This window comes from Desulfocurvus sp. DL1XJH-121, from assembly GCF_054819825.1.
In genome coordinates, this window is the sequence record NZ_JBTVWW010000011.1 from 58,893 (window position 1) to 77,308 (window position 18,416).

The window sequence follows — 18,416 nt, forward strand, 5'->3', positions numbered from 1 at the left end:
GCCCCGCGCCCGGAGTTTTTCATTGACCGCGCCGGGGCGGTGGCCGATAGTCCGGGCACATCACTTTCCGCTTCATCCCGCCGTCCGGCCCCGCCGCGAACGGCCCAGAGATTTTCATGTTTGACTCCCTGCTCCAGATTCTTCCCGTTTTCCTGATCATGATCTACGGCGTGGTCCTGGACCTCTTCCGCGTGGTGCCCAAGCAGACGGGCGCCGTCATCGGGGCCTACGTGCTCTACGTGGCCCTGCCCGTGCTCATGGTCCACATCCTGGCCGGGTCGTCCCTGGCGGACATCCTGCACGGCGGCTTCTGGGCCGGGCTCCTCGGGTCCCTGGTCCTGATCTACGCCCTGGGCTACGCGGCCGAGCTGCTCCTGGGCCGCAGGGGCCACGGCCCGGCGGCCATCACGGCCCTGTCCTGCAGCTCCGCCAACGTGGCCTTCATCGGCCTGCCCGTGGTCATGAACCTCTTCCCGGGCAACCGCGAGGCCCTGGTGGCCGCCGGGCTGGCGGTCATCACCCCCAACCTGGTGGCCATTCCCTGCCAGGTGCAGCTAGAGTTCATCAAGAATTCCGGCGAGCAGGCCGGAGGGGCCGTGCCCAGGCTGATCAAGTCCGCGCTCTTCAACCCGCTGATGATCGGCACCTGCCTGGGCTTCGCCCTGGGGGCCTCGGGCCTGGGCCTCTGGGAGCCCCTGGACAAGGCCGCCTCCATGGTGGGCAACACCACGGCCCCGTGCATGCTCCTGGCCCTGGGCCTGGACCTGCGCGACAAGGTGCGCGTGGCCCTGACCGGGGAGCGGACCTTCAGCCTGCCCCGGCTGGCGGCGGCCACCGTGGCCAAGCTCGTCGTGCATCCGCTCCTGACCTGGGCGCTCTTGGCGGCCTTCGGGGTCACGGGCACGTGGCTGGCCGTGGGCGTGATCATGAGCGGCACGGCCACGGCGCTGATCACCTACGTCATCGCCCAGATCTACGACCAGGTCCCCGAGGAGGCGGCCATGACCGCCGTGACCACCAGCGTCCTGAACCTCGGGACCTTGACGATACTGGCCGCGGCCTTACGTTGGCAGGGGCTCCTGTAGCGGCAGGCCGCCCCAAAACAGCGATCTGCGGCGTTGCTGCGGCAAATGCAAAACCTCGCGTACGGGGAGTACGCGTCGGTCTTGCATTTACCTTGCGCCTTGCATCTCACTATTTTTGAACGGCCTGCGAGAGATTACGCTTTCAGGCCTCCGCACCGAGAAACCCGATTCCATAATGAACAATTTCCTGCTGATCCTTCTCCTGGCCGCCTTTCCGGCCCTGACCACGGACATGTACCTGCCCGCGGTGCCGCAGTTGTGCGAGCTGTGGGACATTCCCCTGTCCCTGGCCAACCTGTCCCTGGTGGCCTTTTTCTTCAGCTTCAGCTTGTTCCTGCTCGTGCACGGCCCCCTGTCGGACCGCTTCGGCAGGCGGCCCGTGCTGCTCACGGGCATCCCCCTGTACATCGTGGCCTCCCTGGGCTGCGCGGCCGCGCCGTCCATCGCCTTCCTGGTGGCCGCGCGGGTGCTCCAGGCCCTGGGCGCGGCCGCCGCGGCCACGGTCTGCCTGGCCCTGGTCAAGGACCTCTACGCGGGCGAGGCCCGCAGGAAGCTGTTGGCCTACGTGGGCGTAATCATCCCGCTCTGTCCCATGGTGGCCCCGACCCTGGGGGCCCTGATGATGGAGCATGTCTCCTGGCGGGGCATCTTCGTGGTCCAGGCCCTCATGGCCCTGCCCGCCCTGTACGGCGCCCTGCGCCTGCCCGAGACCCTCGCGGAGCGCGGCTCGGGCGGCGTGGGCGAGGCCCTGGCGCGCTACGGGCGGCTCTCGAAGAACGGGCCCTACATGCTCTACGCCCTGTCCTTCGCCGTGGTGAACCTGGCGTTCTTCGCCTTCATCGGCGGCTCGTCGGACATCTACATCAACGGCTTCGGCCTGTCCGAACGGACCTTCGGCCTGTACTTCGCCTTTAACGCCCTGGCCATGATGCTCGGCTCGTTCCTCTGCGCGCGGCTCACCGTGGGCATGGGCTCGTGGTCCATCCTGCTGACCTCGCTGCTGGGCATGGCGGCCTCGGCCGCGGCCCTGTCCGCCCTGGGCGCGAACGGCCCCGCGGCCTTCGCCGGGCCCATGTTCAGCTATTCCCTGTTCCTGGGCCTGTCCCGCCCCATCAGCAACGACATGATCCTGGAGCAGGTGGACCGGGACACGGGCACGGCCTCCTCCGTACTGACCTTCTTCAACTTCCTGGTGGCCGCCGTGGCCATGCAGGCCATCTCCTTCGACTGGCCCTCCAAGCCCCTGACCATCGCCGTCATGGGCATGGCGGGGGCCGGAATCCCCCTGGCCGTGATCCTCAGGCGCAGGCCCCGGCGCTAGCCGCCCCCCGGCCGCCCGGGCCGCCCCAGGTTGCAGGCGCGCGCCATAACGCGTAGGGTTCCCTACAATTGTGCGAACCGAGGCGCGCCCCGCGCCGGAAACCCTGGAGGTTACATGCCCACCGCCAAGCAGGGCGACACCGTACTCATCCACTACACCGGCAGCCTGGAAGACGGCCACGTCTTCGATTCCTCGCGCAATCGCGACGAGCCCTTCCAGTTCACCCTGGGCTCGGGCGCCGTGATCCCGGGCTTCGACACCGCCGTGGACGGCATGGAGACCGGCGAGGTCAAGACCTTCACCATCCCGGTAAGCGACGCCTACGGCGAGCGCAACGACGAGATGGTCTTCGACCTGCCGCGCACGGAGCTTCCCGGGGACGTGGAGCCCGAGGCGGGCATGGTCCTTGAGGCCCAGACCCAGGAAGGCGACAACTTCCGCCTCACGGTCACGGCCGTGGCCGACGACGCCGTGACCCTGGACGGCAACCACCCCCTGGCGGGCAAGGACCTGGTCTTTGAGATCGAGCTGCTGGAAATACTCTAGGACGGCCCGACACCGGACGATCCTCGCGGCGGCCGCCCTTGTCCTGGCCGCCGCGTTCCTTTTTCCGCCCCCGGCGCAGGGGGCGAGCGGCGGGACCCAGATGAAGCAGAACCGCACCATCACCCTGCTGGCCTTCGGGGACAGCCTGTTCGCGGGCTTCGGCCTGGCGAACCCGGCCGACGCCCTGCCCTCGGTGCTCCAGCGCATGCTGGCCGAGGACGGCTACGACGTGCGCATGGTCAACGCCGGAGTGTCCGGGGACACAACCTCCGGCGGCCTGGCCCGCCTGGACTGGAGCCTTCAGGAGAACCCCGACGCCGCCCTCTTGGAACTGGGGGCCAACGACGGGCTCATGGGCCTGCCCACGCGGGCCATGGAGTCCAACCTGGACGCCATGCTCACCCGCCTGGCGGACCGGGACGTGCCCACGCTCCTGGTGGGCATGCGGGCCATCGCCAACTACGGCGCGGGCTACGCCCGGGAATTCGACGCGGTCTTCCCGCGCCTGGCCGAGCGCCACGGCGTGCCCCTGTATCCGTTCCTTCTGGAGGGCGTGGTCCAGCGGTCCGAACTGAACCAGGCCGACGGCGTGCACCCCAACGCGGCGGGCGTGCGCGAGATAGCCGCGCGCATCTATCCCATGGTGCGCGATCTGGTGGAGACCGTTTTAACGCGATAGCCCCTCCTACTCGTTCCTGAGCACGGGCCAGGCGCTGCCGGACAGGGCGCGCCTGACGCCCAACAGCCCCAGGCCCACCGAGGCCGCCACCCCGCCGAGAATCACCGCCGCCAAAGGCGCGGGCAGAAAGACCCAGTCACCGTGCATGGCGTGGACCATGAACAGGTAGGAGCCCAGGCAGCCCAGGCCCGCCGCGGGCAGGGCCACGGCCACGCCCAGGATGCCGAACTCCAGGGCCAGGGTCAGGACGACGTCCCCCCGCGTGGCCCCCAGGACCTTGAAGACCACCGCGTCGCGCCGCCGGGTGCGCAGGTTGGCGCGCAGGGCCTCGGCCAGCACCAAGAGCCCGGCCAGCAGCGTCACCCCCGCGCAGGCGCGCACGGCCAGGGCCACGTCCGAGGCGATGTCCCCCAGTCCCGTGAGCACCTCGCGCATGGACACGGCCACCACTCCGGGGAACTCACGGGTCACGGCCCGGAACAGGGGCGTGTCCGCCCCCGCGTCCGCATAGGCCGTGGCCAGCCAGGTGTAGGGCGCGGGCTCCAGCACGCCCGGGGAGAAGATCACCGCGTGGTTGATGCCGCCCTGGGCGTAGTCGATGTCCCGGGTGCAGGCGATGGCCGCCGTGATGCGGCGGCCCAGCACGCTCACGGTGAGCGTGTCCCCCGGCCCCACGCCGAAGCCCCGGGCCACGTCCTCGTCCAGGCAGATCAGCGGCGGGCCCTGGTAGTCCCCGGGCCACCACCGCCCGCGCGCCAGGTTCGTGCCCCGGGGCATGGCGGCGGCGAAGCTCAGGGCGCGGTCCGAGCGCACGGCCCAGGCCGCCCGCTCGGAGATATGGGCCTCGTGGGCCGGAACCCCGTTGATCTCCAGGATCCGCCCCCGGATGGACGGGGTGCGCTCCACGCGCGTGACCCCGGGAACGGACAGGGCCAGGGCCTCCAGGTCCGCGCCCTTGTCCTTGGGCACGTTCAGGAAGAAATAGGCCGGGGCCGTGGCCGGGATGCGGCGGCGGATGCGGTCCTGGATGTTGCCGTCGGACAGGAACAGGGCCGACAGCACCGTGAGCCCCAGGCCCAGGGAGAAGATCACGGCCCCGGTGGAGGCTCCGGGCCGGTGCAGCCCGGCCACGGCCTGCCGCAGATGCGGCGGGCCCACGCGCGGGCAGCGCCGCGCCGCCCATTTCACCAGCAAGGTATAGCCCCTGAGCGCCCCCATGGCGCCCAGCACGCAGGCCCCGAAGCCCAGGGGCAGCACCGGGTCGCGGGAGGTGGCGGCCAGCAGCCCGAACATGGCGGCCACGCAGGCGACGCAGGCCGCCACGGCGCGCCATCCCGGGCGGCGCGCCTCGGGCTCGGCATAGCCACGGAACAGCCGGGCCGGACGCACGCCCCCGGCCGCGGACAGGGGCCAGAGGGTGAAGGCCAGGGCCGCCAGCAGGCCGTAGGCCACGGCCAGGGCCACTGGCGCAAGGGGCAGGCCCGCGCCCAGGGGCACGCCCATGCGCGCGGCCAGGGGCCCGGCCGCCACGGCCGCCACGGCGCAGCCCAGCGCGGCCCCGGCCAGGGTGCCCGCCAGGGCCAGGGCCATGGACTGCAACAGATACACGGCCATGACCAGGGAGCGTTCCGCGCCCAGGGACTTCATCACCGCGATGGCCTCGCCGCGCCCGGCCAGGAACGAGCGCACGGCCCCGGCCACGCCGATGCCGCCCACCAGCAGCGAGGCCAGGCCCACCAGCACGAGATAGGTCTCCACGGTGTCCAGGAACCAGGACATCCCGCCCCGGAAGTCGTGGTGCTCGCGCACGCGCAGCCCCCGGTCCGGGAAGCGCGCGCGCGCCTCCCCGGCCAGTTCCTCCACCGGGGGCGCGCCCGGGGCCAGGCGCAGTGCCAGGCCGTGGCGCACCAGGGCTCCGGGGCCCAGAAGCCCCGTGCCCGGCAGGGCGTCCAGGGAAATCATCAGCCTCGGGCCCAGGCCCGTGAACTGGGTCAGGCGGTCGGGCTCGTGCTCGATGACGTCCGCGAGGCGGAAGCGCACGGGCCCGAGCAGGAGCACGTCGCCCACGGCCACGTCCAGACGCAGGGCCAGCGCCCGCTCGGCCACGGCTCCGGGCAGCCCGTCGCGCACGGCCAGGGCCTCGCCCAGGGGCCGCCCCGAGGCCAGGCGCATCTCGCCGTACAGGGGATAGGCCGCGTCCACGGCCTTGAGGGAGGCCAGGGCCGGGTCCCCGCCCTTTTCGGCCCGGACCATGGTCCGGGTGCGCACGCTGCGCGAGACGTCCCCCTTCCCGGCCAGGAGCGCGTCCACGTCCGCGCCCGGGGCCGCGTGGGTGCGCGTGATCTCCAGGTCCCCGCCCAGGAGGCGCTTGGAGTTCACGGCCAGGCCCTGGCGCACCGAGGCCGAGAACACGCCCACGGCGGCGATGGAGGCCACCCCCAGGGCCAGGCAGGTCAAGAAGACCCCGAAGCCCCGCACGCCGGAACGCAGCTCGCGCCGCACCAGGCGCAGGGCCAGCGGCAGCTCGGACAGCCTCACGCCGCGCCCCCGTCCAAGCGGCCGTCGCGCATGGTCACCCGGCGGGAGCAGCGCGCGGCCAGGGCCGGGTCGTGGGAGACCAGCACCAGGGTCGCGCCCCGCTCGGCGCACAGGGAAAAGAGCAGCTCCCGCACCCGGGACCCGGTGTCGGCGTCCAGATTGCCCGTGGGCTCGTCGGCCAACAGCAGGCTGGGGCCGGGCGCGAAGGCCCGGGCGATGGCCACCCGCTGCTGCTCGCCGCCGGAGAGCTGGGACGGATAGTGCCGCGCCCGCTCCGCCAGGCCCACGGCGGCCAGGCCTTGACGCGCCACGGCCATGGCGTCGGACCGGCCAGCGAACTCCAGGGGCAGGGCCACGTTCTCCAGGGCCGTCATGGTGGGCACCAGATGGAAGCCCTGGAAGACCACGCCCACGTTGCCGCGCCGAAAGAGCGCCAGCCCGTCCTCGTCCAGGCCCGAGAGGTCCGTCCCGGCCACGCGCACGCGGCCCGACGTGGGCCGCTCCAGGCCCGCGGCCACCATGAGCAGCGTGGTCTTGCCCGCGCCCGATGGCCCGACCACGGCCAGGGTCTCGCCCCGGGCCACGGACAGGTCCACCCCGCGCAGCACGTCCACGCTCACGCCCCCGGCCGCCAGGGTCAGGCGCACGTCCGTAAGCTCCACCATCGGCGAATCGTTCATGTCGTGTTCTGGCATGGGACCATGATGCGATGATTCGCCCGTCCGCGCAAGGCGATGTCCGCCGTGCCACCCAGTCTCCTCCGGGTGCCCCCTTGCGGCGGCGTCCCGCCTGGGGCATGCTGCTCCCAGCGAACCGCCGACAAACAGAACATAAGGAGACAAGCATGAAAGTCGTGGCCTTCAACGGCAGCCCCCGCAAGGGAGGCAACACGAGGCAGATGATAGACATGGTCCTGGCCGAACTCGCGGCCCACGGCGTGGACACCGAGGTGGTGGACCTGGGCGGCAAGCCCATCCACGGATGCGTGGCCTGCATGCAGTGCTACAAGAACCAGGACCGCCGCTGCGCGGTGAAGAACGACATGCTCAACGACTGTCTGGCCAAGATGGAGGAGGCCGACGGCATCATCCTCGGCTCCCCCACCTACTTCGCCAACGTGTCCACGGAGATGAAGGCCCTCATCGACCGCGCGGGCATGGTGGCCAAGACCAACGGCGACTTCCTGGCGCGCAAGGTGGGCGCGGGCGTGGTGGCCGTGCGCCGCTGCGGCGCGCAGCAGGTCTTCAACGCCCTGAACGCCTTCTTCCTCATCGGCCAGATGGTGGTGGTGGGCTCCAGCTACTGGAACATGGGCATCGGCCTGGAGCCCGGCGACGTGGCCGGGGACGACGAGGGCGTGGTGACCATGCGGACCCTGGGCCAGAACATGGCCTGGGCCCTGGAGCGCCTGCGCGGCTAGCCCCCTCCCCCTCCCGGAAAATCGAAAACCCCCGTCTCCATGGAGGCGGGGGTTTCTTCTTGCCGTCACGCCAGGCGCGGCCCGCGTGCCATTCAAGACACAGGCCCGCGCATGATGCGCGGGGCCTTATCGTCATCTCGCGTCCTGTTGCCCCCTGCCCGCTACCACGAATCATAGGCCCTGGAGCCCAGGGACAGGAGGGTGCGCGCGGCATCGTATCCGGCGCCGGAGCTTCCGTAGCCCGAGGCGCCGCTTCCGGCGCGCGCCTGGCGGGCCTTGAGGGCGCCCTCGTATTCGAGGTCCTTCAACTCCCTGGCCTGACGTTCGGCTGCGCGGCCCAGGTGTTCCAGGGCCGAGCCCGTGGCCGTGGACACCCCGCCCTTGGTCAGGCCCACGTTGGCGCTGGACAGGGCCCGGCGGTAGGCGGCCAGGGCCTCCTGCTTCTGCTCTTCGGTTTCCTTTTCCACGAGTTGCGCGTTGTACTCGTTGACCTTGGCGGCGTATTCGCGCTTGGCATCGGCGGCCTTTTGCCGCTCATCGGCGGCGCTGACCTCGCCCACGGCCTGGGTGGCGGCCAGGGCCATGGCGGCCCAGGTGAATGGATCGGCTCCCATGTCTCCTCCTTGCTTCCCGGTTTACTCCCCGCCCTGCACGCGCGGCACGCAGCAGATCACGGTCATGGGCAGGGGCTCGTCCTGGCGCACGGTGAACAGGCCGTCGCGGTCGAAGCCCCCGGCGAAACGCACCTCGCGGTCACCGGAAAAGGGCGCGGGCGCGGCCCCGGCATCCGAGGCCCGACCCCGGGGCAGGACGCGCTCGTACTTGTCCGCCACGTCGTCCCCCGGGCACACGGCCCCGCCCACGGTGTTCCGGAACCTGAGGCTCACGGCCATGATGCGCTTGCGCTTGGTCTGGGCCGTGCCGCCCTGGACGCCCGCCTCCAGGCGCATGGGCTGGAGCACGGCCCCGTAGCCCAGGCCCGCGTGGACCTTGAAGGCCGCGCGCGGCAGGGCCACGGCCCCGCCCGCGACGACCAGCGGCCCCACCGAGGCCCCGTCGACCAGGACCTGCACGGCCTCGCCCTCCAGATGGCCCAGGCCGGACACGGTCTGCGCGCGCCGCCAGACCCGGCCCCCGCCGGTCCAGGCGGCGAAGCCCGAGCCGTCCGTCCCGTCCAGGGTGAACTGGTCCGCGTCCAGCACGCTGACGGCGTATTGCCCTCCGTTGACCTCTTCCATGCCTTCGAGCCCGTCCAGGAGCACCGTGTCCCCGGTGGAGAATCCGTGCCCCGCCACCGTGATCCGCACCGGGGACTCGGCCGCGGCCTCCTCCACGTCCCGGCCCGAGGACAGGCCGCAGTCCACCAGAAAGGCGTCCCCGGCGTCGCCCCCGTCCCAGGCCCCGGCCATGCGCTCCACGCTGCGCAGCACGCCGCCGTCCACCGTGCGCCGCACCAGAAGCCAGGTCTCGTCCCCGCCCTGGCCCGGGATGCAGGCCACGCTTTCGCAGGCCGCGGCCCCGGCGGCGCTCGCGCCCAGGATGTGCCGGTGCCAGGCGGCCACGTTCTGCTGCGGCAGATAGGTGCAGGCGGCCAGCACCCCGTCGCTGCGCACGGTCCAGAGCACGCCGTCGGGCTCGCGCGCGTAGTCCATGTCCGCCACGCCCCGGCCGGTGACGTGCTCGGCGAGCAGCGTGATCTCCGGCGAGGTGTAGCGGTCGCTGGACAGTTCGTAGGCCATGCGCCGGATCTTTTTGCCCGTGCGGCTGACGAAGAGCACGGCGTCGGCCGCGGCCTGGGGCTGCACCGGGCCCGAGCCGTAGGCGCTCTGGCGCTTGCAGAAGGCCCGGGACGGGGTCAGGCCCTCGCTGGAGGACCCGCTCCAGACCTTGACCTCCCCCGCGTTGGTGCCCACGAGGAGCTCCTGCTGGTCCACGATCCAGCGGATGGGATTGACCCGCGCGCCGGACAGGGACAGCTCGATGGCGTCGTCGTCCAAGGGCGAATCCTGCACCCCGTCCTCGTAACTGGAAGTATTCAGGCGCAGGTCCTCGTACTCGCCCGTGGCCGAAAGCCAAAGGGTCAGGGGCCGGTTGGGCGTGGCCCCCAGCACCAGGCGGTCCTCGTACAGGGCCACCACCGACGGCCAGTTGCCCGGGCCCCAGTCCTCGGGCATGCAGTGGCCCGCGTCCAGCCGCCGCCAGTAGAGGTCGTTGAGATTCCCGGAGGCGTCGTGCACGCGCTCGATCTGGCCCGAATCGTGGTCCGGCGAGGCCGCGAAGGTCAGGATGCGGTCGCCGTCGCCCAGAAGGGCGTCGAACAGGCCCTCGCCCTGGTACGCGAACCAGGCCTCGTCCCCGTCCGGGCCCACGCCGTGCACGGCCGTCTCCACCTCCATGGCCCGGCCCTCGGGGATGGTCACCGTGTCCCCGGCGCGTCCGTCGGCCAGGCCGTCGCCGTTGCCGTCCGCCATCTCGTGGTCCGCCCCGGGCCAGGCGAACTCCAGGGGCGCCAGCGTCCAGTCCGCGTGCCCGGCGCGGGTCAGGGATTGGGGCCGCGCCTCGGGGTGCACCAGATAGAGCACGTCGCAGCTCTGCACGAAGTTCACGCTCCAGATCATGTCCGCCGTCCAGGGCGAGGCGACCTCGCAGGGCTCGCCCTCGTCGTCGGTGATGACCCCGCCGTCCTTGTAGAAGCGCAAATACCCGTCGCCCATCTCGATGACGTAGCTCTGGCTGGCCGTGCTGTTGAAGTCGAAGGGGATGAGCCGCGCCGCGCGGTCCGCGTATTTGGCCCGGGCCACGAAACGCGTGCCCGGGCGCTTGTACACGCTGCCGTGGGGCCGGGGGATGAAGTTCTCCAGCCTGCGGCAGCCGCAGTAGTACTTCTCGTGGTCCGTGCGGCCTTCCAGGTGCGGGGACAGCTCGCCCGCCGTGAAGGCGTTGATGATGGGGGTGGATTGCGACGCCACGGCTACCTCCTGGCCCGCACCAGGGCCTCGGGCCGCGAGGCCCCGGCCGTGCCCCGGCCCTGGGAGTCGCGGAACTTGGCCGTGCGCAGGCGGTCCAGATACTGGTCCTCCAGGCGCTCCTTCTCCGCGCTGGAGCCGGTGATCTTCTTGCAGACCCGAGCCGCGATGCGCGTGGCCAGGGCCGTGCGGAAGGTGGGCGGCATGAGGCCCGGGTCCGTGACCCGGCGCACGTAGCGGATGGCGATCTCCCCGAGGTCCGTGAGCAGCGCGCCGCCCTCCACCGCGTACACGGCCTCGGGCTCCGTGGACAGGACCTGCAGACAATCCGAGGGCAGGGAAAAGGCCGCCCCGAAGCCGAAGGCCGGCGCGGCGGACAGCCGCGCCAGCCCGGCCCGGGCGATGGCGAAGTGCCAGGGATGCTCCTGCAGCAGGGCGTCCCGCTCGTCCTCGTAGACCTCGGCCACCACCCGCGCCCGCTCCGTGTCCTGGTCCGCGGAGGTGATGCGGTCCTCGCCCAGCTCCATGAGCGCCCGGGACAGGATGCGCACGCTCATGCCCTACCCCCGGCCCTCGAACAGGTCGCGGAAGAAGGCCTCCTGCTCGTCCTGGCCGCCGCCGGAGTCCCCCTCCGGGGCCAGAGCCGTGACCTCCATCTGCAACACGCTGCCCCCGCGCCGCGACAGGCCCCGGCACACGGCCGAACCCGCGACCTCCAGGCGGTCCCCGGGTTCGGGCGCGGACGAGAGGCCCAGGCCCTGAAGGGCCTCGGGCAAAATCTCCAGCATGGCCTGGGCGGGTTTGCCGCCGCCGTCCCCGGGGCCGTTCGCCTCGGGCCCTTCGCCTCCCATGCGCTCCTCGGGCCTTTCCAGAACACGCTCCTGCATGGTCCCTCCTTGTGCGTTGATGGCCGCGGGGCCCCGCCCTTCGGGGCCCCGCGAGGATGGATGCCCGGGGCCGCGGCCCCGGGCCATGAAACCGGATGCGTCAGCGGGCCAGGTAGTGCGGGAACACGGAGAGCGTTCCCGTGGCCGTGGCGTCGTCCGTGGCCAGCACGGCCTTGGTGCGGGCCTTGGCGCTGGTGGGCGGGATGAAGCGCCCCAGCACCTCGCCCGCCTCGATGGTCAAGGCCCCCGAGGCCGTGACGGCGCAGACCTGGCCCAGGGTTTCGAAGTCCCCGCCCTTGTCCGCGTGCTCCAGGCGCACGGCCAGGGTGGCCCCATCGGCCAGGGCCAGGTCCGTGGCGGCCACGGCCAGGATCTCCACCCCGCCCAGGGTGCCCGAGAAGTCCATCTCCGGGCCGTTGCCGTCGGCCTCGGCGTCGGCGGGCACGTCCTGCTCCTTGGCCAGATACTGGCCGTGGACCTTCAAGATGTGGTCGTACATGGCGTCCTCCTATTCCACGTCCACGTGGGCCTCGGCCCCGTCCTGGAAGTTGTAGCTGGTGACGATGGGCACGCCGTTCCACTCGGCCACGCGGCGGTCCACCTTGCGGTCCGCCGGGGTCATCTGGAAGGCCGCGCCCTTGCCCACGTCGGCCAGGATGGACAGGGCCTTGCGGTGGCAGAACAGGTAGCTGGCGCCCGCCGCGCGCACCATGTCCAGGAGCCCGTCCACCTGCATGGCCGTGGGCGGCGAGTCCATGCTCACGTTGACCAGGGCGGCCACGGTCTCGGGATTGGCGATCTGGATGCCGAAGTAGCCCTTCATGCGCACCCCGTAGCCCAGGATGCCGGACTCGTTCTCGTACAGGCCGCCGCCGTTGATGCTCTTCATGTCGATGAGCCCGCCCTGGCGGAACCCGGCCGTGGAGTACAGGCCCGTGGTCTCGCCGGGCACGAAGCGCATGGCCAGCACCGTGTAGCAGGCGTCGGCCTCCTCCCCCGCGTCCAGGAGCCTGCCCTCGTCCAGGGCGTACCGGCGGAAGTTGTTGTAGAGGATGGCCTTTTCCGCATCCACGCCCAGCTTGCGCAGGGCCTTGGGCGTCTTCTTGCCGAAGTAGCGGTCCCGGCCGCCGAAGGCCTTGGCCTTGTCCTCGGGGCAGAACATCCTGGCCCCGAGGATGGACAGGTCCACCTTGCGCAGGCGGGTGTCCACCTCGATGGAGTCCAGGGGCGCGTCCATGTCCACGAACCCGCCGCCGGACACGTCGGAGACCTCGTCGTACACGTTCCACAGGGTGTGGGAGGCCTCCTCGAAGGGGATGACGTCCAGAACGGGCGTCTCCTCGGTGAGCCAGTCCACCTGCCTGGGCTGTTTCTTGGCGAACTCGCGGGAGATGTCCCGCAGGGTTCCGGTCGTGCTCATGCCTTATTCTCCTTTGCCGCCGAAGACCTCTTCGGCGAAGAAGCGTTCCGGAGAGATCTCGCTGCGCGCGCGCGGCCCGGCCGCGCCGTCCACGAAATCGTCCTCCGCCAGGGCCGTCCCCACGCCGTGGAAGAGCCGGATGAGCACCGGGTCGTCGCCGTGGGCCGCGAGGAGCGCCTCGCGCTGGGTCTGGGAAAGCCCGGCGTTCTCGGCGCAGGTCAGAAACCCGCGCCGCGCATGCTCCATATTGGCCCCGGCGTCCCCGCCCCAGCGCCTGCCCAGCTCCCTGAGGGTCTCGTTGCGCTGGGCCTCGCGCTCCTCGCGCCACTGCCCGGCGGCCCGGCGCATGAAGGCGTCGTAGCCCTCGGACAGTCCGCGTGCCTGGTCCGGGGACAACCCGGCCTCATGGGCCGCGTCCCTGAACCAGCCGAGCATTTGGCCGTCGGCGTTCTCCGGGGCCGCGAGGTCGTAGCCTTCGGGACCCTCGGGCACGTCCAGCATGCGGCGCAATTCCACATCGAAGGCCGCGCGCTCCTCGTCCGTGGCCTGGTCCCCGGGCCGCACCAGGCCCACGGCCTTGCGGCCCACCAGGCTCTGGGCGTGCAGCAGGGACTTGGCCATGTCGGCCACGGTGGCGTACTTGGCGAGCTGCGGATGCCCGCGCAGGGGCACGCTCCCGCCGTCCAGGTCCAGCACCGCGTCCTCGGGGATGGCCTGCTCCAGCCAATGGGAAGGTGTCTCTTCGCCGTGTCCGTCGCCGGGGGCCTGCGAGGCTTCCAGATTCATGGTTCGTCACTCCTTGGGTTGAAATTCTCGGGGGCCGCGTAGTGCTCCAGAAGCTGGAACAGGGTCATGCGGCCGTAGCGGAACTCCACCTGCTCGCGCCCGGTCCAGGCCTCGGGGCGCGGGCCCGGGCGCATGAAGCAGTGGGTGCGCAAAAACTCCAGGAGCACCCGCCCGGACGGGCCGGACAGGGCCGCGCGCACGTGCGCGGCAAGCTCCGCCTCGCTCAGCGCCGCGATGTCCATCAGCCGCCCTCCACGCCGCCGTTTTCCTCAAGGGCGGCCCGGGCCGCGCGCAGGGCGCGCACCTCGTCGCGGGTGCGCACCCCGGCCTGGGGCACGCCGCGCTGGGTGAGCACCTGGCGCACGTTCTCGTCGTGGCGCAGGATGTCCAAGACGCGCGGTTCGATGGCCGCGATGGCGTTCACCTCTCCGTAGGCCGCCAGCACTGCGGCGGTGCGCTCCTGCTGCTGGGCGAGCATCAGCGGGCTCACGTACTCCACCTCGGGCAGGCCCCCGGCCTCTGCGGGCGGCTCGGGCAGCTCCCCGCGCCGGGCCAGGAGCCGGTGCAGCCGCGCGAACAGGCGGCGGAAGTTCTCCTGCTGCTGGTTCACCAGCATGGGCCCGAGCAGGAACATGCGTTCCCCGGCCAGCTCGGCCACCTCCTGGGCCGTGGGCGCGGCTCCCTGGGCGATGCGCGTCTTCACGGCCAGGAAAAGGTCCACGAAAAAGGCCGCGTTGATGTCCTCCTTGGTGGAGGCCAGGAGCTCGAAGGAGAAGCGCGGCTCCCCGCCGATGGACAGGGGCCCGAAATCGCTCAGGGAATTGCCCTCGGCCCGGCGGTAGTAGTTCATGGCCCGGGGCTCGAAGGAGAAGCGGCCCAAAAACCCGTCGTCGGGCACCAGGTACGGCGGGGCCACGGCCAGCTGCCCGGCCTCCAGGATGAGCCGCTTCATCTCGTTGATCATCTTGGCGTCGGCCAGGGCCTCGGTGCCCGGGCTGTAGCTGTAGGCCGTGCCCGGCAGGCGGTGGGAGCGGGTCACGATGTAGGGCAATTCCGCGTAATGCCCCCCGGCCACAACCTCCCCGGAGTCCCGCTCCAGGTACACGGAGACGTAGGCCCTCTCAGGCCGGGCCTTCTCGGGCCGGGCCCGTGCGGGGGATCCGCCGCCCGGGGCCTTGTCCCGGCGCGGGAACACCGCGTGCAGGAAGGCGAACTCCCGGTCCTCCTCCCGGCCGCGCTCCAGCACACGGCGCAGGGCCTCGGGCAGGCGCAGGAAGCCCCATTTCTGGGCCGCCTGGCGGGCCGTGAGGCGAAAGCTGCGGAACACCGTGTCCACCTCGCCCTGGAAATTCTCGGCCACGTAGACCTCGTGCAGGGGCAGGGCCCGGAAGCGCAGGCCCGCGTCGGGCAGGCCCGGGTCCTCGTCCACGTACATGCACTGCCAGCCGAAAAGCCCGGCTTGGTGGTAGCCCAGGGTCTGCTGGGGGTAGAACCCGCAGCGCGACAGGGCCCGGCAGTAGATTTCCTCCAGGGCCTGGAGCCAGGCCCGCACCCGGGGCCGGTCCTCCAGGCCCCGGTCCGCCGTGGTCAGGCGGAACCAGCGCTGGGACGGGGACGAGACCCCGGAGAGCATGCCCGCGGCGAAGATGCCCGCCGCGCGGCGCGCCGTGGAGTCCACAAGGTCGGGCCGGGGGCGTCTGGGATGCCCGGGCCGGGCCTTGAACCCCGCGTAGGCCGGGCCCATGTATTCGGCCACCTCCTCCCAGATGGAGTCGAAGGCGTCCCGGGCCGAGGCCAGGCCGGAAAAGCGCCTCAGGACGTCCTGGGCGGTCTCGCGGGATTCGCCCGTAGCGGGCGGCGGGCCCGCGCTCGTGTTCGTCGTGGCGTTCATGGCTACCCCAGGGTGGTCTTTTTCACGTTGGCGGCCTTGTCCAGGCCCGAGGCGCTGGTGGCCAGGGTGGAGCGGGCCGCGTTCCTGCGCCGCTGCTCCTCGCGCTCACGCGCGGCCTGCAGGCGCTCCCGGGTCTGTTCGTCGTCGCTGGTGTCCTCCACCTCGGGGACCTCGGGGTACTCGTAGCTCGTGCCCTTGCCGCCTATGGATCCTCCGCCCATCTCAGTCCTCCCGTGCTCTGAGGTACGAAACCACCGCCCCGGTGCGGGAACCGTCCGCCAGGACCAGGGCCCCGGGCACCGTGCCCAGGATGGTGAAGCTGATGTCGGCGATGAATTTCAGGGCCGGGGCGTGGCTGGCCGGGGTCACGCCCACCAGCACCTCCAGGGCCCGGCGGCCCTGGGCCGTACGGCAGGTCAAGAGCCAGTCCGTGACGAACAGGCCGATGATCCGCGCGGCCCGGCCCCAGGCCCGGCGGTAGGCCGCGAAATGGATGCGCGCGGCCCCGCCCCCGCCCCCGTCCAGCCAGAACAGGGCCGCCGGGCCGCCCCCGGCGGTGACCGCGTAGAACAGCCGCCCGGGTTCGTCCGCGAAGGCCCTGAAGGACGCGAAGTCCTCCATGCCGCCAGCGTAGAACACGGCCCGGGCGAGATTCTCGGCCCACAACCGCTCCCAAAGCTCCGCGAGGACGGCGTCGTCCAGGGACCGGGCCCGGGACAGGATGCGCAGGTCCGCAAGGTCGATCATGCGCCCTCCGCCAGTTCGGCCCCGCCCTGGGCGCGCATGCCGGCCCAGGCGTCGGCGTAGCGCTGGGCCGGGCGGCCCGCGCGCACGGGCGCGGCGAAGGTCAGGGCCAGGGCGTCGGCCCCGTCCGGGCTGCCCATGCCCCGGGCGCGCATGGTCTCCTTGGACTCCAGCATCAGGCGGCCCGAGCTGTCGTAGGAATAGCCCGGCCCCGTGAGGTCGGCCTGCAGGGCGTCGTCGTCGGGCAGGGCCACGGGCAGCTCGCCCGTGAGCCAGTCGCGCATCTCGCCCCACATCTCGCTGCGCTTGTTGCGGTAGCGGTCCGGGCTGGCGGCCCGGGAGCCGAAATTCACGGCCGTGATGCGCGGGCCGAAGCCCATCTCGCGCAGGCGGTCCACCACGCCAGCGCCCAGGCCCCCCGCGTCCACGAACAACCGCTGGATGGGCGGGGAGGCCTGTTCCAGGGCGCGGCGGCAGATGCCCGCCACCTCCATGGTGTCGCGCCCCCGCCAGGTGCGCAGGCCGAAGGCCCGGCGGCCCCGGCGCAGGATCAGCGCGGTGCGGTCGTCCCCGAAGCGCGCCGGGTCCACCCCGGCCACCACGGGCCCCGAGCCCTGGGCGTCGGACTTGCGCGCGCGCAGCACGTCCGCCGTGCGGATGAAGGAGTCGAAGCCCGTGTTGCTGAAGGCCTCCTCCGGGGTGCAGGGGTATTCCTGGCGGAACAAAAGCGCGTCCCCCAGCTCAGCGATCTTGGCCCGCCGCCAGGCCAGCTGGCCGGGTGTGAGGTTGAACAGCTCGGCCAACTCGGCCTCCTCGGCGTCGGGCGACCACTTCTCGGGGGCGTCCAGCCTGTATTCCGGCTGCCAAAACCAGGGGATGAACACGGCCAGGTACGGGCTCTCCCCGGCCTGGGCCGCCCTCCAGCCCGCGTGGAAGAAGGGGTCCGTGCCGTTGGCCGTGGTCTCGAAGATGACCTCCGATCCCGCGCCGCCGGACACGGTCTGCAGTACGCCTGCGGCGTGCTCCCGCGCGTTGGGCCAGAAGGCGGCCTCCGAGCCGTGGAGGAACTGGACGGTCTGGGACCGCCCCGCCCCCTTGCTGCCCGCCGTGGCCACCCGGTATCCGCTGTCCAGGCCGGGAAATTCCAGTTCCCGCGCGTTGTCCCGCCCCAGCTCCGGGCGCACGAGGGGCGGGCAGTGGCGGTAGAAGCGCCTGGTCATCTCCAGGAGGTTCTTGGTGGATTCCATGTCGTGGGCCATGACCAAGGCGCGCAGGCCCCGGCCGTGGGTCACACGGTGGAAGAAGCGCGCGCCGATGTAGGTGGAAGCTCCCTGCTGGCGGCCCTTGAGCACGTAGGCCCGCACGCGCCCGGTCCTCTTGCGCTGGTTCTCCAGGGCCGCGTGCAGATGGGCCTGGGCCCGGTTGAGCACCAGGCGGCCCACGCGCCCGTCCTTGGCGCGCACGGACAGGCAGCGCTCCGCGTAGTGCACCAGATCGTCCTTGAGACGCTGGCGGATTCGTTTCTGGCGTTCGGTCATTCCAGCTCTTCCAGGGATTGTTCGTGCACGTTCACCAAATGCTCCACCCGATCCGAGAACATGCCCAGCTCCTTGCCCATGAGGTTCAGGGCCCTGACGGCCCCGGCCGCGTCGAACTTCCAGACCCCGTCGGCGTCCTTGCCGCGCGCGGGCGGGGGCACGGCCTGCAAACAGCGCTCGGCCACCTCGCGCAGGCGCTCCATGATCCAGCGCCGGGCCTCCTGGTCCGGGGCCGCACCATCCGCGCGGGCCGTGGGGCCGGGCGAGGCCGGGGCCAGCGGCGCGGGCGGGAGCGCCGGGGCTGGTTTTCCGGCCTCGGCGGGCGACGCCGGAAGGCCATCGCAAGGTGCTGATTTTTGGCGCAACTCACCCCTCCGGTTCCGGTTTCAGTTCGACCGGACCAATATATTCCCCTGTGGGCCTTGTCATGGTTCCCGCAAGTGGTTATTGTATGGTTGCCTGGGACACAGGTGTGGCGACCTGACCAAGAGAATGAACACCAGGAGTACGCGACGTCCCCACCGGGCGGCCCGGCCGCGCCGGGGGGAGTACGCAGGGGCCCCGCCCCATTCCAAGAACGAGCGTTCTACGGTCT

20 protein-coding genes are annotated in these 18,416 nt (G+C 71.6%); 5 read left to right on the plus strand and 15 right to left on the minus strand.

What is annotated here, in order from left to right; all coding sequences use genetic code 11:
* The first annotated feature begins 116 nt into the window (after positions 1-116).
* The 4 genes from ACYYG1_RS09530 (at position 117) to ACYYG1_RS09545 (ending at position 3,631) form a co-directional block, all read left to right on the plus strand.
* On the plus strand, positions 117-1,085 hold the full coding sequence (locus ACYYG1_RS09530; RefSeq protein ID WP_461210070.1) for an AEC family transporter: 969 nt from the start codon (positions 117-119) through the stop codon (positions 1,083-1,085).
* A gap of 175 nt (positions 1,086-1,260) precedes the next feature.
* On the plus strand, positions 1,261-2,406 hold the full coding sequence (locus tag ACYYG1_RS09535; RefSeq protein WP_461210071.1) for a multidrug effflux MFS transporter: 1,146 nt from the start codon (positions 1,261-1,263) through the stop codon (positions 2,404-2,406).
* 114 nt (positions 2,407-2,520) lie between these two features.
* Entirely contained in the window at positions 2,521-2,952 is a 432-nt protein-coding gene (locus ACYYG1_RS09540) for an FKBP-type peptidyl-prolyl cis-trans isomerase (protein WP_461210072.1), read from the plus strand.
* 100 nt (positions 2,953-3,052) lie between these two features.
* Entirely contained in the window at positions 3,053-3,631 is a 579-nt protein-coding gene (locus tag ACYYG1_RS09545; RefSeq protein WP_461210073.1) for an arylesterase, read from the plus strand.
* 6 nt (positions 3,632-3,637) lie between these two features.
* Here ACYYG1_RS09545 and ACYYG1_RS09550 read toward each other — a convergent pair whose 3' ends face one another.
* Positions 3,638-6,169, minus strand: coding sequence for an ABC transporter permease (locus ACYYG1_RS09550; RefSeq protein ID WP_461210074.1), 2,532 nt, complete (start codon positions 6,167-6,169; stop codon positions 3,638-3,640).
* The gene (locus ACYYG1_RS09555) at positions 6,166-6,849 is read right to left on the minus strand and encodes an ABC transporter ATP-binding protein (RefSeq protein WP_461210075.1); all 684 of its coding nucleotides are present in this window, start codon (positions 6,847-6,849) and stop codon (positions 6,166-6,168) included. Before ACYYG1_RS09555 ends, ACYYG1_RS09550 begins: the two co-directional genes overlap by 4 nt.
* A gap of 164 nt (positions 6,850-7,013) precedes the next feature.
* Between ACYYG1_RS09555 and ACYYG1_RS09560 the strand changes: the two genes are divergently transcribed.
* Complete coding sequence (locus ACYYG1_RS09560; protein ID WP_461210076.1) at positions 7,014-7,589, plus strand: flavodoxin family protein; 576 nt, start codon at positions 7,014-7,016, stop codon at positions 7,587-7,589.
* Between the two features lie 161 nt (positions 7,590-7,750).
* Here ACYYG1_RS09560 and ACYYG1_RS09565 read toward each other — a convergent pair whose 3' ends face one another.
* The 13 genes from ACYYG1_RS09565 to ACYYG1_RS09625 form a co-directional block, all read right to left on the minus strand.
* Positions 7,751-8,203: a hypothetical protein gene (locus ACYYG1_RS09565; protein ID WP_461210077.1), complete on the minus strand. Its 453-nt coding sequence runs from the start codon at positions 8,201-8,203 to the stop codon at positions 7,751-7,753.
* Positions 8,204-8,224: 21 nt separating this feature from the next.
* Positions 8,225-10,558 carry a ubiquitin-activating E1 FCCH domain-containing protein gene (locus ACYYG1_RS09570; protein WP_461210078.1) on the minus strand — a complete coding sequence of 778 codons (2,334 nt, stop codon included), beginning with the start codon at positions 10,556-10,558 and terminating at the stop codon, positions 8,225-8,227.
* Between the two features lie 2 nt (positions 10,559-10,560).
* Positions 10,561-11,112, minus strand: coding sequence for a phage connector family protein (locus ACYYG1_RS09575; protein WP_461210079.1), 552 nt, complete (start codon positions 11,110-11,112; stop codon positions 10,561-10,563).
* A gap of 3 nt (positions 11,113-11,115) precedes the next feature.
* Positions 11,116-11,442 carry a hypothetical protein gene (locus ACYYG1_RS09580; RefSeq protein ID WP_461210080.1) on the minus strand — a complete coding sequence of 109 codons (327 nt, stop codon included), beginning with the start codon at positions 11,440-11,442 and terminating at the stop codon, positions 11,116-11,118.
* A gap of 100 nt (positions 11,443-11,542) precedes the next feature.
* Positions 11,543-11,941 (minus strand): hypothetical protein, encoded by a 399-nt coding sequence (locus tag ACYYG1_RS09585; protein WP_461210081.1) that lies wholly within the window; start codon positions 11,939-11,941, stop codon positions 11,543-11,545.
* A 9-nt stretch (positions 11,942-11,950) separates the two neighbouring features.
* Positions 11,951-12,862: a major capsid protein gene (locus tag ACYYG1_RS09590; protein ID WP_461210082.1), complete on the minus strand. Its 912-nt coding sequence runs from the start codon at positions 12,860-12,862 to the stop codon at positions 11,951-11,953.
* Between the two features lie 3 nt (positions 12,863-12,865).
* The gene (locus ACYYG1_RS09595; protein WP_461210083.1) at positions 12,866-13,648 is read right to left on the minus strand and encodes a hypothetical protein; all 783 of its coding nucleotides are present in this window, start codon (positions 13,646-13,648) and stop codon (positions 12,866-12,868) included.
* Positions 13,645-13,890 carry a hypothetical protein gene (locus tag ACYYG1_RS09600; RefSeq protein WP_461210084.1) on the minus strand — a complete coding sequence of 82 codons (246 nt, stop codon included), beginning with the start codon at positions 13,888-13,890 and terminating at the stop codon, positions 13,645-13,647. Before ACYYG1_RS09600 ends, ACYYG1_RS09595 begins: the two co-directional genes overlap by 4 nt.
* Positions 13,890-15,539, minus strand: coding sequence for a portal protein (locus ACYYG1_RS09605; protein ID WP_461210085.1), 1,650 nt, complete (start codon positions 15,537-15,539; stop codon positions 13,890-13,892). The genes ACYYG1_RS09600 and ACYYG1_RS09605 overlap by 1 nt, the downstream gene beginning before the upstream one ends.
* Before the next feature lie 2 nt (positions 15,540-15,541).
* Positions 15,542-15,760 carry a hypothetical protein gene (locus ACYYG1_RS09610; RefSeq protein WP_461210086.1) on the minus strand — a complete coding sequence of 73 codons (219 nt, stop codon included), beginning with the start codon at positions 15,758-15,760 and terminating at the stop codon, positions 15,542-15,544.
* A gap of 1 nt (position 15,761) precedes the next feature.
* On the minus strand, positions 15,762-16,286 hold the full coding sequence (locus tag ACYYG1_RS09615) for a hypothetical protein (RefSeq protein WP_461210087.1): 525 nt from the start codon (positions 16,284-16,286) through the stop codon (positions 15,762-15,764).
* Entirely contained in the window at positions 16,283-17,821 is a 1,539-nt protein-coding gene (locus ACYYG1_RS09620) for a terminase large subunit (RefSeq protein ID WP_461210088.1), read from the minus strand. Before ACYYG1_RS09620 ends, ACYYG1_RS09615 begins: the two co-directional genes overlap by 4 nt.
* Positions 17,818-18,186, minus strand: a complete 369-nt coding sequence (locus tag ACYYG1_RS09625) for a hypothetical protein (protein WP_461210089.1) — start codon at positions 18,184-18,186, stop codon at positions 17,818-17,820. Before ACYYG1_RS09625 ends, ACYYG1_RS09620 begins: the two co-directional genes overlap by 4 nt.
* Positions 18,187-18,416: the final 230 nt, after the last annotated feature.

What these genes read in the sequence shown, in the direction of transcription:
- ACYYG1_RS09530 (WP_461210070.1), top strand. Translation starts at nt 117, where the DNA reads ATGTTTGACTCCCTGCTCCAGATTCTTCCCGTTTTCCTGATCATGATC.
- ACYYG1_RS09535 (WP_461210071.1), top strand. Translation starts at nt 1,261, where the DNA reads ATGAACAATTTCCTGCTGATCCTTCTCCTGGCCGCCTTTCCGGCCCTG.
- ACYYG1_RS09540 (WP_461210072.1), top strand. Translation starts at nt 2,521, where the DNA reads ATGCCCACCGCCAAGCAGGGCGACACCGTACTCATCCACTACACCGGC.
- ACYYG1_RS09545 (WP_461210073.1), top strand. Translation starts at nt 3,053, where the DNA reads ATGAAGCAGAACCGCACCATCACCCTGCTGGCCTTCGGGGACAGCCTG.
- ACYYG1_RS09555 (WP_461210075.1), bottom strand. Translation starts at nt 6,849, where the DNA reads ATGAACGATTCGCCGATGGTGGAGCTTACGGACGTGCGCCTGACCCTG.
- ACYYG1_RS09560 (WP_461210076.1), top strand. Translation starts at nt 7,014, where the DNA reads ATGAAAGTCGTGGCCTTCAACGGCAGCCCCCGCAAGGGAGGCAACACG.
- ACYYG1_RS09565 (WP_461210077.1), bottom strand. Translation starts at nt 8,203, where the DNA reads ATGGGAGCCGATCCATTCACCTGGGCCGCCATGGCCCTGGCCGCCACC.
- ACYYG1_RS09575 (WP_461210079.1), bottom strand. Translation starts at nt 11,112, where the DNA reads ATGAGCGTGCGCATCCTGTCCCGGGCGCTCATGGAGCTGGGCGAGGAC.
- ACYYG1_RS09580 (WP_461210080.1), bottom strand. Translation starts at nt 11,442, where the DNA reads ATGCAGGAGCGTGTTCTGGAAAGGCCCGAGGAGCGCATGGGAGGCGAA.
- ACYYG1_RS09585 (WP_461210081.1), bottom strand. Translation starts at nt 11,941, where the DNA reads ATGTACGACCACATCTTGAAGGTCCACGGCCAGTATCTGGCCAAGGAG.
- ACYYG1_RS09590 (WP_461210082.1), bottom strand. Translation starts at nt 12,862, where the DNA reads ATGAGCACGACCGGAACCCTGCGGGACATCTCCCGCGAGTTCGCCAAG.
- ACYYG1_RS09595 (WP_461210083.1), bottom strand. Translation starts at nt 13,648, where the DNA reads ATGAATCTGGAAGCCTCGCAGGCCCCCGGCGACGGACACGGCGAAGAG.
- ACYYG1_RS09600 (WP_461210084.1), bottom strand. Translation starts at nt 13,890, where the DNA reads ATGGACATCGCGGCGCTGAGCGAGGCGGAGCTTGCCGCGCACGTGCGC.
- ACYYG1_RS09605 (WP_461210085.1), bottom strand. Translation starts at nt 15,539, where the DNA reads ATGAACGCCACGACGAACACGAGCGCGGGCCCGCCGCCCGCTACGGGC.
- ACYYG1_RS09610 (WP_461210086.1), bottom strand. Translation starts at nt 15,760, where the DNA reads ATGGGCGGAGGATCCATAGGCGGCAAGGGCACGAGCTACGAGTACCCC.
- ACYYG1_RS09615 (WP_461210087.1), bottom strand. Translation starts at nt 16,286, where the DNA reads ATGATCGACCTTGCGGACCTGCGCATCCTGTCCCGGGCCCGGTCCCTG.
- ACYYG1_RS09620 (WP_461210088.1), bottom strand. Translation starts at nt 17,821, where the DNA reads ATGACCGAACGCCAGAAACGAATCCGCCAGCGTCTCAAGGACGATCTG.